Source organism: Pseudomonas sp. AL 58 (assembly GCF_036348395.1).
GTDB lineage: Bacteria > Pseudomonadota > Gammaproteobacteria > Pseudomonadales > Pseudomonadaceae > Aquipseudomonas > Aquipseudomonas defluvii.
Genome location: NZ_JAZBQR010000002.1, coordinates 484371 through 499536, shown reverse-complemented (window position 1 = coordinate 499536; position 15166 = coordinate 484371). Strand labels below are relative to the sequence as shown.

13 protein-coding genes are annotated in these 15166 nt (G+C 59.1%); 4 read left to right on the top strand and 9 right to left on the bottom strand.

The window, feature by feature from the left end:
- Positions 1 to 11 precede the first annotated feature (11 nt).
- Positions 12 to 896, bottom strand: a complete 885-nt coding sequence (locus UIA24_RS02725; RefSeq protein WP_330522119.1) for a hypothetical protein — start codon at positions 894 to 896, stop codon at positions 12 to 14.
- Between the two features lie 397 nt (positions 897 to 1293).
- On the opposite strand from UIA24_RS02725, the gene UIA24_RS02720 reads away from it, so the two are divergent.
- From UIA24_RS02720 to UIA24_RS02705, 4 genes are read left to right on the top strand one after another with little or no spacing between them, the layout of a single operon-like run.
- Positions 1294 to 2031, top strand: a complete 738-nt coding sequence (locus tag UIA24_RS02720; protein ID WP_330522118.1) for an ABC transporter ATP-binding protein — start codon at positions 1294 to 1296, stop codon at positions 2029 to 2031.
- The gene (locus tag UIA24_RS02715; protein WP_330522117.1) at positions 2024 to 3232 is read left to right on the top strand and encodes an ABC transporter permease; all 1209 of its coding nucleotides are present in this window, start codon (positions 2024 to 2026) and stop codon (positions 3230 to 3232) included. Before UIA24_RS02720 ends, UIA24_RS02715 begins: the two co-directional genes overlap by 8 nt.
- A gap of 1 nt (position 3233) precedes the next feature.
- Complete coding sequence (locus tag UIA24_RS02710; protein ID WP_330522116.1) at positions 3234 to 4724, top strand: TolC family protein; 1491 nt, start codon at positions 3234 to 3236, stop codon at positions 4722 to 4724.
- Positions 4708 to 6003, top strand: coding sequence for an efflux RND transporter periplasmic adaptor subunit (locus UIA24_RS02705; RefSeq protein WP_330522115.1), 1296 nt, complete (start codon positions 4708 to 4710; stop codon positions 6001 to 6003). The genes UIA24_RS02710 and UIA24_RS02705 overlap by 17 nt, the downstream gene beginning before the upstream one ends.
- Before the next feature lie 47 nt (positions 6004 to 6050).
- Here UIA24_RS02705 and UIA24_RS02700 read toward each other — a convergent pair whose 3' ends face one another.
- The 8 genes from UIA24_RS02700 to arnB are packed head-to-tail and all read right to left on the bottom strand — an operon-like array spanning position 6051 to position 14854.
- A complete protein-coding gene (locus UIA24_RS02700; RefSeq protein WP_330522114.1) occupies positions 6051 to 7430 on the bottom strand; it encodes a UDP-glucose dehydrogenase family protein in 1380 nt (459 codons plus the stop codon).
- Entirely contained in the window at positions 7427 to 7834 is a 408-nt protein-coding gene (gene arnF, locus UIA24_RS02695) for a 4-amino-4-deoxy-L-arabinose-phosphoundecaprenol flippase subunit ArnF (protein ID WP_330522113.1), read from the bottom strand. Before arnF ends, UIA24_RS02700 begins: the two co-directional genes overlap by 4 nt.
- Positions 7831 to 8175 carry a 4-amino-4-deoxy-L-arabinose-phosphoundecaprenol flippase subunit ArnE gene (gene arnE / locus UIA24_RS02690; RefSeq protein WP_330522112.1) on the bottom strand — a complete coding sequence of 115 codons (345 nt, stop codon included), beginning with the start codon at positions 8173 to 8175 and terminating at the stop codon, positions 7831 to 7833. The genes arnF and arnE overlap by 4 nt, the downstream gene beginning before the upstream one ends.
- Positions 8172 to 9821 (bottom strand): lipid IV(A) 4-amino-4-deoxy-L-arabinosyltransferase, encoded by a 1650-nt coding sequence (gene arnT, locus UIA24_RS02685; protein WP_330522111.1) that lies wholly within the window; start codon positions 9819 to 9821, stop codon positions 8172 to 8174. Before arnT ends, arnE begins: the two co-directional genes overlap by 4 nt.
- Positions 9818 to 10702, bottom strand: coding sequence for a 4-deoxy-4-formamido-L-arabinose-phosphoundecaprenol deformylase (gene arnD, locus UIA24_RS02680; RefSeq protein WP_330522110.1), 885 nt, complete (start codon positions 10700 to 10702; stop codon positions 9818 to 9820). The genes arnT and arnD overlap by 4 nt, the downstream gene beginning before the upstream one ends.
- Positions 10702 to 12693, bottom strand: a complete 1992-nt coding sequence (gene arnA, locus UIA24_RS02675) for a bifunctional UDP-4-amino-4-deoxy-L-arabinose formyltransferase/UDP-glucuronic acid oxidase ArnA (protein ID WP_330522109.1) — start codon at positions 12691 to 12693, stop codon at positions 10702 to 10704. Before arnA ends, arnD begins: the two co-directional genes overlap by 1 nt.
- Positions 12690 to 13709, bottom strand: coding sequence for an undecaprenyl-phosphate 4-deoxy-4-formamido-L-arabinose transferase (gene arnC / locus UIA24_RS02670; RefSeq protein WP_330522108.1), 1020 nt, complete (start codon positions 13707 to 13709; stop codon positions 12690 to 12692). Before arnC ends, arnA begins: the two co-directional genes overlap by 4 nt.
- Entirely contained in the window at positions 13706 to 14854 is a 1149-nt protein-coding gene (gene arnB, locus UIA24_RS02665) for a UDP-4-amino-4-deoxy-L-arabinose aminotransferase (protein ID WP_330522107.1), read from the bottom strand. The genes arnC and arnB overlap by 4 nt, the downstream gene beginning before the upstream one ends.
- Positions 14855 to 15166 lie beyond the last annotated feature (312 nt).

Sequence of the window (15166 nt, the reverse complement as noted above, 5' to 3'; positions counted from 1 at the left end):
GCGCCGTTCACTCAACTGCGTTTGTTCGCAGCCTCATCACCTGTTCTAGCGGGCAGGTAATCCGTTGCATCATTTTGTTGGTACGACGCTGAAGCCATCCACTCTTCGAGTAACCCGACCAAGGTCGTAGCGTTGCCCTCAGACTGGTGAGTGATGTAGTTGAAACCGCTATCAATCCATCCCTGCAACTGGCTCACATAATTGCCAGGGTACTGTGCCTGCTCGATAGCCGGCAGACCTTCATAATGCTCAAGCACCTCGGTAAAAAAGTTGGTAAGTTTGCCGGTGCTATTGTATTCAGCGTCACCTTTTGCCAGCACCATCCGACGCCACTCGTATTCCTGATTCAGACTCTCGCACAGTGCTGCGCGTCGCTCATTGACTGTGAAAGCACCGCTATCGTCATAGGCAATCAAAGCCAGTTGATCTCGTGACATGCCCGCGAAAGGATTCTTGCCGACGATGTTGGAGCCTGGGTAACGACTGTTGACGAAATCGGTTGCCTGCCTGGCCCGCTCCAGCAGTTCTGGGTCATCACTGTTCGGCAGCTCCGCATCGTGCCGAGCCTTGTTGAGTGTATAGCTATCACCCGATATTTGATTCAACAGCACTTTTGCCGCCTCACCCAGCGCCTTGCGATCAAGCCCAGCATCGCGCGCCTCGGCGCGAGCAGCCGCCTCGCTGAGCTGCCGAGCCAGCGTAGACACCGTGCTTGCATCACTCGCTGGCGGGATGACTGCAGCGGAGCACGCTGTGTCGTCGGTGCTAACGGGCAAGCTTGGGCTGGCCCGGGTCAGCGCACTGGTACTGGAAAAAGATGTATAGCCTGTAACGCCAACCATGGCGGCCCTCCCTGCGTATTTATTTAACGCGAAGCGTTCCAGCGACACAGACATGCCTTCGGCTTATCACACTTGCAATGCGCCCTTGAAATAAGCCGACCACACTCCAGCCTCACTTCATCACGCCGCTCACAACCGTAAAGAACGTTGCCGCAACTGCTGTTAGCAGTGTAACCGGCTGCAATTCTTAGTCGGCACGATAAATAACGTCAACCCTTTTCACGAACAACACCCTTTCATAACCAAAGCAAATTCTCGAACATCAGAATATTCATACAAACAACCAAGTATAAAATAAACACCTAACACCCAGCAAAACCAAGACAGCACACATCATCAATTAAACCTTCGCTAACCTTTTGAATAATTCGACCCACCACTCATCAACACTTTGTTTATTGCCTGACTCACAAAAACCATAGAAAACTAGATAAATACTTTGGAGCAGGCCGTGCCGAGCAACGGAAACAACCACACAACCGCCTTGCCAGGCGAACACCTTCTACAGCTGGAAAGTATCGGCCACACCTACTCAACAGCTGCCGGGCTTCGGCCAACACTTCACAACGTGTCGCTGTCCATCATGCGAGGACAAAGCTGCGCAATCGTCGGCGCTTCCGGTTCAGGGAAAAGCACGCTGCTCAATATCATTGGCCTGCTTGACCAGCCCACATCCGGTCGCCTGTTACTCGACGGGCACGACATGACCCGCGCCAAGGCGCACATACGTGCCCAAACACGCAACCAGCGCATCGGGTTCGTATTCCAGAGCTTCAACCTGCTCCCTCGCCTTAGCGCACTGGAAAACGTGGCACTGCCCCTGCGCTATCGAGGGTACGGGCACGCAGAGGCACAGCGCCTCGCCTTACAGGAAGTCACGCGTGTCGGGCTGGCCAATCGCGCCCATCATCGTCCGGCAGAGCTGTCCGGCGGACAACGCCAGCGCATTGCCATTGCTCGGGCCCTGGTCGGCCGCCCCGACCTGATTCTGGCCGACGAACCCACCGGCAACCTCGACAGCGCCACCGCTGGGGAAGTGCTAGCGCTGTTACAGGCCTTGAATCGAGAACAGGGCGTCACCCTCGTGATCGTCACCCACGACGAATCACTGGCCCAGACACTGCAGCGCTGCCTGCTGGTCAAAGACGGGCATCTGCTTGAACAGTATCCGAACCCAGCACATGCCTGACGCACGGCCAAACAGCTACGGGCCATCCTTGCGCCAAACACTGAGCGAACCCCTGAGCAGCCTGCGCCTGCTTGGGCGCCGCGCACTGCTGGCCCTGCTAGGGATCGCAGCAGGTTGCGCCTCGGTGGTCGCACTGCTGAACATAGGCCACAACGCGGCCCACGAAGCCATCCGCACATTCAAGGGCCTGGGTAGCGATGTAATGGTAGGCAGCTTCACCGCCACGCCCGGCACGGTCACGCGCCCCGCACCTGCCACACTGGACACCCAGCTTGTGAAACACGCCGTCCCAGGTCTTCGTGAAATCGCGCCGGCCATACTCTATTCGACGACCGTCCACATCGGCGGCCAAGCCTATCCCTTGAGTGTCATCGGCACCTCCCACGAACTGGAAGGTGTATTGGGCCTGCAGCTCAGTCACGGTAGATTCCTCTCCCCTTACGATCAGCAGAGCACCTACGCGGTGCTGGGTGCACAAGCAGCCAGAGCGCTGAACGTAAGCACGCTGAACAATCAGGATCCCGTGGCGATTGAGGGCTACCTGTTTGAGATCATCGGCATCCTGGCCGAGCATGGGCACAACCCACTCATACCCATTCCCGTGGACGAGGCGATCCTCCTGCCTATCGAGGGGATGAGACGGATAACACCCACCCCCGAGATCAACAGCATCATCGCCAAGGGGCTGCAGAGTGAGCGCCTGGCTGAAGATGCCAACGCGCTGCGTGATTACCTGGCCCCCAAGGCGCCAGGCCACACCGTACAGGTACAGATTCCCCAGCAGTTGCTGGATGGGCTGGAACGCCAGGCCCGAACCTTTTCCTACCTGCTCCTCGGGCTGGCCGGTATTTCACTGCTGGTCGGTGGTGTGGGCATCATGAACGTGATGGTCATGAACGTGTCCGAACGGCGGCAAGAAATCGGCATACGCATGGCAATCGGTGCCCGCCCACGCGATATCGCCAGCCTCTTCCTACTGGAGGCCATGGCATTGGCCGTGGTCGGCGCGTTGGCTGGCGCCCTTTTCGGCGTGGCCGCTGCCTGGATGTTTGTGACGCTATCGGGGTGGTCATTTTCGCTATCAATGACCTCGCTGCCACTGGGCATCGCCAGCTCGCTACTGAGTACACTGGTCTTCGGCCTCCATCCGGCACGGCGTGCGGCCGCCCTACAACCCGTGACGGCGCTGCGTGATGACTGACATGTGCGCACGTCCCAGCACTGCGACCCGTTACCTGTTGGCTGGTGTGGTCCACCTGCTGCTGTTTACGACAAACGCGTGCGCCGAACGTTTGTCACCCACGCAAGCCAGCCACCCCGACAAGAGCCTTTCCGCGAATGAACAAACGATAGCGCTGGCCTTGAACGAAGCGGTACTGCTAGGTCTGCGTAACAATCACGCGATCCGTAGCGCGTACTTCGAACGCATCGTGCAGAAATTCGACCTACATGTGGAAAAAGACCGCTTCACGCCAAAACTGGTGCTAAGCAGCCGCCACCTGGCTACGCGCAACCAGGATGACCACTACCGGCAAAACGAAGTCGCCCCTTCAACCACGCTGCTTGGCGAATATGGAACACAGTTCAGCCTGTCATGGCGTCATCACCTTACCCAGGCGAACCACGCTGGTCGCACACACAACGATGGCGCAACGTTCAGCGTCATCCAGCCCCTGCTCCGCGGCGCAGGGCGCGAGGTGGCAACCGCGCCCATACGCTTGGCCGAACTTGCCGAGCAGGTCAATCGCCTCAACCTGAAAGCAACCGTCTCAAGCACCGTCACCCAGATCATCACTGCTTACCGCGAACTGCTGCGTGCACAAGAACAGTTGCGCATCACCCGCGAAGCACTGGCGCGCTCACGCCAGCTACTGGATGCCAACAAGGTCATGATCGCCTCTGGGCGCATGGCCGAGTTCGAACTCGTGCAGACCGAAGCGGACGTGGCGACACAGGAACTCGCTGTCGAAGAAGCCTCCAACCAACTCGACGCTAGCCGGCTCGAGTTACTGCACCTGCTGGCGCTCGATCTGCAAACACCGGTACAGGCCATTGAACGCCTTGACGTGACACGCACAGACTTCGGGCTGGCCGAGGCTCTAGCGGTTGCACAAAACCAGCAACCCACCTACCTCACCCAGTTGATCGCAATCGAGCAAGCCGCTGTCAACCTCACGGTGGCCCGCAATGAACGACTATGGGACCTATCGCTCATTGGTGCTGCCACCCAGGCCCGTAGCCGCTACCCGGGTGAACGCGGCTACGCATCCGACCACACCTGGGAGGGTTATGCCGGCCTACAGGTCGAGATCCCCATTGGCGACCTGAGCCGACGCCAAGCTGAAGTGCGCGCCCGAGTCAACGTCGAAACCCAGGACATTCGCCTAAGCGAAACGCGCCAGTTGCTCGAACGCGATGTCGGCGATGCTGTGCGCAACCTCGGCACCCGCTGGCGCCAGTATGAAATCGCACAACGTGCGCGCGAGCTGTCACGCCGAAAACTCGATATCGAACGCGAGAAACTGCAAGCCGGTCGCTCCAGCAACTTTCAGGTACTGAGTTTTGAAGCCGATTTGCGAACAGCGGAAAGCACACGCCTCAATGCACTGATTGCCTATCTCAACACACAAGCCCAACTGGACCAGACACTGGGCACAACGCTGGAGAGCTGGGACATTGACCTCAACGACTAAGCGCTACTTGTTTCCACGCACACGTCAGGCGCGATACTGGCTGGCGGGCGCACTGAGCCTGATGTTGCTGGCAATCACACTCGTGTACCACGCAAGGCCACCGGGCTCACCGCCTGAAAGCGACTGGCTGCAAGTAAAACCGCAAATACTAGAAAACCAGTTGGGCCTCATCGGGCGTTTGGAAGCCGCGACACGGTTGACCCTTGCTGCGCCCTTTGAAGGGTTAGTACACAGCGTTTCCGTTACCGAAGGCCAGCGCGTCGAGCTAGGCCAGCTCCTGCTGACGCTCGACAGCTCGCAACTGGAGATTCAGTTACGCGAGGCACTGGCCGTGCAACTCAACGCTCAGCGCGCCCTGGAAGAAATGCAGAACTGGCCGCAAAGCGCCGATGTGGCCCGCGCCCGTCGATCCGTGACCAACGCCCAACTGAGCCTGAGCGATACGCGCAACAAGCTCACCGACACCCGGCGCCTGTTCGATCGCGGCATCGTGGCCCGAATGGAAGTCGAAGCCCTTGAGCAACAAGCCCGCATGCAAACACTCGACCTGGCCGCTTCACAGGCCGAACTGAGCGCCACACTCGAAAAGGGCAAAGGCGAACATCGACAGATCGCCGAAATGGAGTGTGCCAACGCCCAATCACGCTACCAGGCACTGGTTGCGCTGCATGCTCAACGCGAGCTACGCGCACCGTTCGCGGGGATCATCCTGCGCCCACGCAAACAGGACGAAAACACCACCACCGCTATCCAGCAAGGCATCCGCGCCACTCAGGGTATGCCCTTGTTCGAGTTGGTCAGCCTCGAACAAATCAACGCCGTGACCCGAGTTGAAGAAGCCGACCTGCACCAGTTGAGCGAAGGCATGCGTGTGCGGATCACCGGTGATGGCTTTCTCGGCATGACGCTGACAGGCAAGATCTCAGCCATCAGTGCACAGCGCCTACCGTCAGAAACGTATGGAGCCGGCGCCAGCTACGGGGTGGTCGCGACCCTCGACCCACTGACTCAAGCCCAACAGCAACGCGTGCGCCTGGGAATGAGTGCGCGCCTGGCAATCGTCACCTATCACGCTGAAAACGCGATCGCGATACCGGTGGCCGCACTTAGACGTGATCATGAAGGGCGGACGTTCGTACGCCACCAACCGCATCGTGAACAGATACCGCAGAAGGTCTTTGTCACAACCGGACGCGCTGTTCCTCAAGGTGTCGAAGTCTTTGGCCTCACACCGGGCTACATCGAAATGCCAATAAGCCGGAACAGCGTCCCTCCGTAACGCTAGCTGACGAGCCCTTGCCGGTGAAGAGGGGTATACCCAGCCTCCTAGGCGACAGTGGTTGGAGCCGGAACCTGCTGCTGAGGAACCGGCAGATTGTGCGACTCACCACGGCCCATCGGAAAGTAGGTGAAGCCTGCACGTGCCATGCGCTCAATGTCGTAGAGGTTGCGGCCGTCAAAAATCACCGGTGCCTTCAGACGCGATTTGATGGCATTGAAGTCAGGAGCCTTGAACTGTTGCCATTCGGTGCACACGATCAGGGCGTCGGCACCGGCCAGGGCTGACTCCGGGGTCCCCATCAGCGACAGGTTAGGCTGGTCCGGATAAAGGCGCTGGGTTTCCTGCATGGCTTCAGGGTCGAAGGCCCGCACCTGTGCACCGGCCGCCCACAGGGCTTCCATCAGCACCCGGCTTGGTGCATAGCGCATGTCATCGGTGTTAGGTTTGAAGGCCAGCCCCCACAGGGCAAAGGTCTTGCCGCGCAGGTCGCCCTTGTAGAACGCATTGATACGCTCGAACAGCTTGTGCTTCTGCCGCTGGTTGATGGCCTCGACCGCTTGCAACAGGTCACTGGAGCAGTTGGCCAACTGAGCACTGTGGATCAGCGCGCGCATGTCCTTGGGGAAGCACGAACCGCCATAGCCACAGCCTGGGTAGATGAAGTGGTAACCAATGCGCGGATCGGCACCAATGCCCATACGTACGGCTTCAATGTCGGCGCCCAGATGTTCGGCCAGCTCGGCGATCTGGTTGATGAAACTGATCTTGGTGGCCAGCATGCAGTTGGCGGCGTACTTGGTCAGTTCGGCGCTGCGCAGGTCCATGAAAATGGTGCGGTCGTGGTTGCGGTTGAATGGCGCATAAAGTTCACGCATGACCTCGCGTACTTCTTCACGGTCGCAACCGATCACAATGCGGTCTGGACGACGGCAGTCGCTGACGGCCGAGCCCTCCTTGAGGAATTCGGGGTTGGAAACAATGTCGAACTCAAGGCTGCGTCCGGCCTTGCCCAAGGCCTCTTCGATGTGGGCGCGCAAGGTGTCGCCGGTGCCAACCGGCACGGTGGACTTCTCCACCAGGATCAATGGCTCGACCCGGTAGCGGGCCACTGCATCGCCCACCGACAATACGTACTTGAGGTCAGCCGAACCGTCTTCATCCGACGGCGTTCCGACAGCAATGAACAGCACCTGACCATGCTGGATAGCCATTTTCTGATCACTGGTGAACTGCAGGCGACCGCTGTCCAGGTTGTCCCGCACCATGCTCTCAAGACCGGGCTCGAAGATCGTGACATGGCCCTTTTGCAGCATTTTGATCTTGTGCTTATCGACGTCCATGCACACAACATCGTGACCCACTTCAGCCAGGACAGTTGCTTGAACCAGGCCTACATAACCACTACCAATTACGCTGATTTTCATACGGAGTCTCGAGGACGAGTTACACGTGACGAGTTAATGGTAATGACCCCCAGCACGACGAATGCCACACCCAGGGTTTTGAACAAACTGAACTGTTCGTTGAACAACGGCAAGCTGGCTGCCAGCAGGTACACCAGCGCGTAGCTGATGCTCAACAGCGAATAGGCTCGGGCCAAAGGCAAGTCCCGCAGGGCCGCCAGCCAGCACAGCATCGACAGCGCGTAGGCGAAGATCGACAACATGACCACGCCCAGTGCCAGCCCATCCACCGTGTCGTTGCCCAACGCCATCAACCATTGATCCGGTTGCGGCAGGTGACTCATGCCCCAACGCATGCCCAACTGGGCGCCACTGACCAGCAACACGCTGCCCATGGCAAAAGCGACTCCACGCCCCTGACTCATGCGTGCTGCCCCAGCAACACGACGCCGGCAATCACCAGTACCATACCGATCCCATGACGACGATCGATAGTCTCGTGAAACACGAAACGGGCGGCCAAGGTAATCAGTACAAAGTTGAGACTGAGCATCGGATAAGCGATACCGACTTCCAGACGCTGCAACACCAGCAGCCACACCAGCAAGCCAGTACCCAGGCAGGCCAGCGCCAGCCATAACCAGGGCGAGAGCAGTTTCGCGCCCAGGCCCGACTCGACGCCGCGCCAGCTTTCCACGGCATACTTCTGGGCGATCTGGCCTATGCAGGTCAGCAGGCATGCCCCCAACAGCAAGGCCCAGGTCATGGCGCACTCTGCGGGATTATCAAAATGATGATGCTGCCGCGCTCGTAACGCTTGCCCTCTTTAGGCAGCAATTCGGCTTCACGCACTTCATCCTCACCCTTGACCCGCATCACCACACCCACCGGGCCGATCTTGCGAGCCTCGCTCATCCACTGTTGTACTTGGTCGACGTCGACCCGACGTGTGGCAGCATCCGGGTACTGCAGGCCATACTTCACTTCGCCGATGGTGTTGTACAACGCAACGTCCGGGCGTTGTAGACGCCAAGCCAGGGCCGAAGCCGCCCCCAGATCGTTGCTCAACAGATGCTTGGTCTGGCTCAACTCTTCGAGGTGTTCCAGGACGAACTGGTCTGGCGTCTTACTGTAGACCACTGAGTGCGGTAACGCGGCCGGCAAGATAGCCACCAGCAAAAGGCTGCCAATGGCCGGCGCAGCCCAGGTGCTCAAAGGTCGGACGATTTGCATCAGGTTGGCCAGGACCCAGGCCAGAATCACAATGAACACCAGGACCAGGTTGTTCATCTCATCGACGTACACCGGCTTTTTCAGTTGCAGGTAGACAATCGCCAACAACGTCAGCAGGCCGATGGCCAGATTCAGCACGCCATTGACCTTGAACAGGCGGCTTTGCCCCTGTTTCAGACGGTCCACCAGCGTGTTGGCCATCAACAGTGCCAGTGGCAACAGGCACGGCAAGATATAGGTCGGCAGCTTGCCCTTGCTCAGGCTGAAGAAAGCCAACGGCAGGACCAACCATAGCAACAGGAAACCGGTGCCTGCCTGACGCCGGGTGCTCCAGGCTTGCTGGAGCGAGGCTGGCAGGAACGCCACCCATGGCAAGCTGAAGGCCACCAGCAACGGTAGATAGAACCACCACGGCGAGGCGTGCTGGGCGTCATCGGCAGAGAAACGACGAATGTGCTCATTCCAGAAGAAGAACCGCCAATAGTCCGGCTCTTGACCATGCACTGCCAGCGCCCACGGCAAACTGACAACAATCGCTACAGCGATGGCTATCGGCCCGTAGACCAACAGCTCGCGCCAGCGCTTCTGCCAGATCATGTAGGGCAGCGCGATCAGCACCGGCAGCAACCAGGCAAGAAACCCCTTCGTCATGAAGCCCATGCCGCAGGCCAGCCCTAGCACGGCCCAGCCAATCAAGCGTGAACCACGGGATGCCGGGTCGAGGGCAAACCACAGGGCCACCAGGCTCAGGTTGACCCAGAAGGTGAATTGCGGATCGAGGTTGGCATAGCCACCTTGCCCCGCCACCACCACAAAGCTCATGTAGAGCAGAGCACTGGCAACGCTCTTGCGCGGGTCGTTCCACAATCGGCGGGCAATGATGTAAGTCAGGACAACGCTCAGGCCTGTGGTGAGGGCTGAGGCAATACGCACACCGAAAAGGTTGTCACCGAACACCACTTGGCCGATGGCGATCATCCAGTAGCCGGCAATCGGCTTCTCGAAATAGCGCAGCCCCAAGAAATGCGGCGACACCCAGTTACCGCTCAGGAGCATTTCCTGACTGATCTGGGCGTAACGGGTTTCATCCGGGATCCATAGGCCATGGGTGCCCAGCGGCACCAGGTAGGCCAAGACGAATGCAATCAACAATAGGGGCAGGGCCCAACGTTTGCTCATGCCCCTTGCACCCCCAGCCAACCTTCACGCCCCTCAAGGGTTCCGCGCAGCACACCGCCCTGAGGCAGGCTGCTCGGGTCGAAGGGCAGCAGGTTACCCAGGGGCTGGAACCGGATCTCATGCGAGCGTGCAGCAATCAGCAGTTGACGGAAATGGTCAGCCATCAGAATACCTTCGACTTCAGCATGGATGGTGTAGACGTTCAGCGCCGAGGGGCTGAACCGACCAAGAATGAAGGCGTTGAAAGCCTCGGCAGAGACGACCGGCCCTACCACCTCATCGTAGGTTGGCAAGTCGACCGGAATTTGCGGCGTGCCGGGTTTACCATCTGTCAGCCGTGGCCGAAACAGGCTTTGCCCACGGCAGTCGCTGTTGTAACGAAAGCCGAAGCGCTCCTTGACCTCAATGACGCGCTCGTCCGCCCGCCATCCAGCAGACGCCGAACAGTTGACGGGCTGGCCGAGAATATCGCTGAGGGTGTCTACGCCGCGGCGAATCTGCTCGGTCAATTGGGCATCGCTCCAGCGTCCGGCATTGGCCTGCCAGCCATAGTGATCCCACGCGTGCAAGCCGACTTCGTGGCCAGTCGCTGCGGCCTGACGCATCAAGTGCCCCAGGTCACGGCCAATAGGCTTGCCCGGCCAAGCGGTACCGGCCAGCAAAATGTCCCACCCGTACAAGCCTGGAGCGTTGGAACGGAGCATTTTCCAGAGAAATTGAGGGCGGATCAGGCGCCACACATGGCGCCCCATATTGTCCGGGCCAACGCTGAAAAAAAACGTTGCCTTGACCTGCGCCTCATCGAGTATTTCCAACAGCCGAGGCACCCCCTCACGGGTGCCTCGATACGTGTCTACATCGATTCGAAGACCTGCCTGCATCAGCGCTTATCCGCAATTTCGAGCATGGCTTCGCGCAGGAAGAAGTCCAGCGTGTTGCCGATCGTCTCGCTCATTTCAACGGTTGGTTCCCAGTTCAGCAGGCGCTTGGCGTTCTGGATGCTTGGCTTGCGGTGCACCACGTCCTGGTAGCCGGCACCATAGAAGGCCTTGCTCTCTACATCGCGGAAACCGGCGAACGGAGGGAAGTTGGCGCGCAACGGATGAGCTTCGAACTGACGCAGCAGTTCTTCGCCCAACTGACGGATGCTGGCTTCGTTGTCCGGGTTGCCGATGTTGATGATCTGGCCGTTGCAGACGTCGTTTTCGTTGTCGACGATGCGTGCCAAGGCTTCGACACCGTCGGCGATGTCGGTGAAGCAGCGCTTCTGTTCACCCCCATCAAACAGCCGGATCGGCGTGCCTTCCACCAGGTTGAGAATCAGTTGGGTAATGGCTCGCGAACTGCCGATACGTGCCGAGCCCAGGCGGTCCAGCCGCGGCCCGATCCAGTTGAACGGACGGAACAGGGTGAAATTCAGGCCCTTGGCGCCGTAGGCCCAGATCACGCGGTCCAGCAGTTGCTTGGAAATCGAGTAGATCCAGCGTTGCTTGTTGATCGGGCCGACGACCAGGTTGGAGGTGTCTTCGTCGAAGTTCCGATCCTGGCACATACCATAGACTTCGGAGGTCGACGGGAAGATCACACGCTTGTTGTACTTGACGCAGTAGCGAACCAGTTTCAGGTTCTCTTCAAAGTCCAACTCGAACACACGAAGCGGGTTACGGGTGTATTCGATTGGCGTGGCAATGGCCACCAGCGGCAAGACCACATCGCATTTCTTGACGTGGTACTCGATCCACTCGGAGTGGATGCTGATATCGCCCTCGACGTAGTGGAAGTTCGGGTGGCTGCGCAGACGCTCAATGGCGTCGGAGCCGATGTCCAGGCCATAGACGTCATACTTGCCGTCGCGCAGCAGGCGTTCGGACAGGTGATTGCCAATGAAGCCGTTGACCCCCAGGATCAGCACACGGGTACGACGTGGTGCGCGGCCCGATTCGGCACCACGCAGTACCGAGCCGTCGACCAGGCCCAGTTCGGCAGCCAGTTGCGCGCCGCTGAGAAACAGACCGTTATCGTTGCGCTGGCCCGAGGTGATCACCAGCGAGTCTTCGCCACAGGCAATGCGCAACGGATCGATACTGATCACGCGACCAGGGGCCTGCCCCTCATTGCCCTTGACTACCTCTGCGCTCCAGACGATCAGCTTGTGCTCCCCCACTGCACAGAAGGCACCTGGGTAGGGCTGGGTCACGGCGCGAACCAGGTTGAACAGCGTTTCCGCCGGTTTGTCCCAAAGCAGCTTGCCATCGGCGGCAGTGCGACGACCAAAGACGGTGGCCTTGGACTCGTCCTGGGCGGTCTCGTTGATCTTGCCCTGGATAAGTTGCGGTAGTGTGTCGCGCAGCAGACTGGAAGCGGCCTCGCGCAGCTTGCCGTGCAGGGTAAGCGCAGTATCGGAACGCTCGATGGCCACGCGTTGCTGGGCGACGATGGCACCGGCATCGGCACGCTTGACCATGCGGTGCAGGGTCACACCGGTTTCTTTCTCACCGTTGACCAGCACCCAGTTGGCCGGAGCACGCCCCCGGTAAGTCGGCAGCAGCGAACCGTGCAGGTTGAACGCACCTTTACGGGCCACGGCCAGCAGCGGTTCAGCCAGCAGGTTGCGGTAGTAGAACGAGAACAGATAGTCGGGGTTGAGCTTGGCGATACGCTCGATCCACAGCGGGTGATTGACGTCTTCCGGTGCATGCACCGCAATGCCTTTACGGGCGCAGAGTTGAGCGACCGAGCCGTAGAAGATGTTTTCCTTCGGATCGTCGGCGTGAGTAAACACGGCAGCAATCTCAATACCCGCATCAAGCAGTGCTTCGATGCCTGCACAGCCAATATCGTGATAAGCGAAGACAACGGCATTTGAACTCATGACGAAACCTGGTCAGTAGGAGTGGAAGTCAGTCCATCGACAGTTGCGACAGGAGCAGGCGATGCGGGTTGGTTACGTAAGACTTTTTCGATGAAAAACCGTGGACGGGCCCTGACATCGCCGTACATACGCCCCAGGTACTCGCCTAGCAGGCCCATACCGATGAACTGGCCACCGGTGAACACGAACAGCACCGCAAACAACACAAAGGTCCCGCCGCCGGCCCACTGCGCACCAAAGGCCAGACGCAGGATGATCAGCAGCACGGCGAACAGGATGCCCAGTACCGCCATGCCAAAGCCGATGATGCTCAGCAGGCGCAACGGGGTAGTGGTCATGCAGGTGATCAAGTCAAACATCAGGTTGATCAGGCGCATCGGGCTGTATTTCGAGTCACCGTGCTCGCGCTCGGCGTGCTGTACCAGGATCTCGGTGGTATGGCGTGCGAAGCTGTTGGCCAGAATCGGGATGAAGGTACTGCGCTCGCGGCAAGCCAGCATCGCGTCGACCACCGTGCGGCGATACGCCCGCAACATGCAGCCGTAATCGCTCATCGCCACGCCGGTGGAACGCTTCACGGCCAGGTTGATCAGCTTCGACGGGTAGCGACGCAGGGCGGAGTCCTGGCGATTGTTGCGCACGGTGGCGACCACGTCGTAGCCCAGTTCAGCCTGTTCTACCAGCCGCGGAATTTCTTCCGGCGGGTTCTGCAGATCGGCATCGAGCGTAATCACCAGGTCGCCCCTGCATTGCTCGAAGCCGGCCATGATCGCCGCGTGCTGGCCATAGTTGCGGTTAAGGATGACCGCAACGATTTGGCTGCCCTCGCGCTGCGCCGCGTTTTCAAGTTGCTCGGCCGAACTGTCACGACTCCCGTCGTCCACCAAGACGATTTCATACGCCTGCTTGAGCTGCTTGCAGGCCGCTTCGGTACGACGCAGTAGTTCAGGCAGGCTTTCTTCTTCGTTGTAGACCGGTATGACGACCGACACGCAATTAATTGGATAGGGCTTCAATGGACTAGGGCCAGGCTAGTTTCAATGGCACCGACAACGCGCTCGACGTCATCGGGGGTCATGTCAGGGAACAGCGGTATCGAACACAGGCGCGCCGAGTTCCACTCGGTACTTGGCAAGTGGACGCCCGGGAAGCGTTGGCGGTAATAGGTATGCAGGTGCGTGGCAATAAAATGAATGCCCGTGCCGATGTTCTGCTCCTGCAAGGCTTTCATGAATGCCTCGCGGTCCATGCCGCAGCGCTCGGGATCGATACGCAGGATAAACAGGTGCCAGGCGTGCTGTTGCGGGTAGGTCGGCATGCTCAGCGGCTGCACCGGCAGGCCTTCCAGGCGTTGCAGGTAGGCCTGGGCCAATTCAGTGCGTTTGGCATTGATTGCTTCCAGGCGCTGCAGTTGCACCAGGGCAATGGCGGCATTGATGTCGGCCAGGTTGTACTTGAAACCAGGCTCGACCACCTGGGCCTGAGGCTTGCGGCCACCAGTCAGGCGGTCGTAGGCGTCGACACCCAAGCCATGGAACTTGAGCATGCGTACCCGGTCCGCCAGTTTCTGGTCGTCGGTGACGAACATCGCACCTTCAGCACAGGTCATGTTCTTGATCGCGTGGAACGAGAAGATCGCCGTGCCCTGGGCTCCGATGGCTCGCCCACGATAACGGGTGCCGGCGGAGTGGGCGGCGTCTTCGATAACGGCAATGCCGTGCTTATCGGCCAGGGCATACAGCGGATCAAGGTCAAACGCGGCGCCGGCATAATGTACCGGTATGATTGCTTTGGTGCGCGGGGTGATGGCGGCTTCAATCGCCACAGCGTCGGTCATCAGGGTGTCGCGGTCGACATCAACGAATACCGGCGTGGCCCCTAGCAGACAGATCATGTTGGCGGTGGAAACCCACGTCTGGGAGGGTGTGATCACTTCATCACCTGGGCCAATACCCAGTGCCAGTAGCGCGATGTGCATACCGCCGGTAGCCGAGGACAGCGCTACGGCATGCTTGCAACCCACATAGGCGGCGAACTGCTGCTCCAACTCCTGGTTTTTCGGTCCGGTAGTAATCCAGCCAGAGCGCAGTACTTGCTCTACAGCAGCAACCTCTTCGTCGCCAATGCTGGGACGCGAGAACGGGAGAAAAGCCTGATTCATGTGTACCTCGGGTCAGTAAACAACAGCAGCTGTCACCCCCCTCGAATCAACACGACAACTACACCAGCGATGCATCATCCATAACAGCGTAGTTCAAGAAATGAAAACCCTATCAACCGCTTAGCCAGCGGCAATAGAAAAACTCATTCATTGACGTTAGTAGACGGGACCGACGGGTGGGAATAGTTCAGCGACTCAATGCAAGCCGAGTGAAGCGTAAGCACGAAAATATGAAAGAGAGATGAAAAGCCAGTGTTGGAAACGTCAGGGTTCCAGCTCAAAGCAAGTATTCATGTTGGAACTGCGGCACAG

Excerpts from the sequence above, each read along its gene's own strand:
- UIA24_RS02725 (WP_330522119.1), bottom strand. The coding sequence starts at position 896 with ATGTCTGTGTCGCTGGAACGCTTCGCGTTAAATAAATACGCAGGGAGG.
- UIA24_RS02715 (WP_330522117.1), top strand. The coding sequence starts at position 2,024 with ATGCCTGACGCACGGCCAAACAGCTACGGGCCATCCTTGCGCCAAACA.
- UIA24_RS02710 (WP_330522116.1), top strand. The coding sequence starts at position 3,234 with ATGTGCGCACGTCCCAGCACTGCGACCCGTTACCTGTTGGCTGGTGTG.
- UIA24_RS02700 (WP_330522114.1), bottom strand. The coding sequence starts at position 7,430 with ATGAAAATCAGCGTAATTGGTAGTGGTTATGTAGGCCTGGTTCAAGCA.
- arnF (WP_330522113.1), bottom strand. The coding sequence starts at position 7,834 with ATGAGTCAGGGGCGTGGAGTCGCTTTTGCCATGGGCAGCGTGTTGCTG.
- arnE (WP_330522112.1), bottom strand. The coding sequence starts at position 8,175 with ATGACCTGGGCCTTGCTGTTGGGGGCATGCCTGCTGACCTGCATAGGC.
- arnT (WP_330522111.1), bottom strand. The coding sequence starts at position 9,821 with ATGAGCAAACGTTGGGCCCTGCCCCTATTGTTGATTGCATTCGTCTTG.
- arnD (WP_330522110.1), bottom strand. The coding sequence starts at position 10,702 with ATGCAGGCAGGTCTTCGAATCGATGTAGACACGTATCGAGGCACCCGT.
- arnA (WP_330522109.1), bottom strand. The coding sequence starts at position 12,693 with ATGAGTTCAAATGCCGTTGTCTTCGCTTATCACGATATTGGCTGTGCA.
- arnB (WP_330522107.1), bottom strand. The coding sequence starts at position 14,854 with ATGAATCAGGCTTTTCTCCCGTTCTCGCGTCCCAGCATTGGCGACGAA.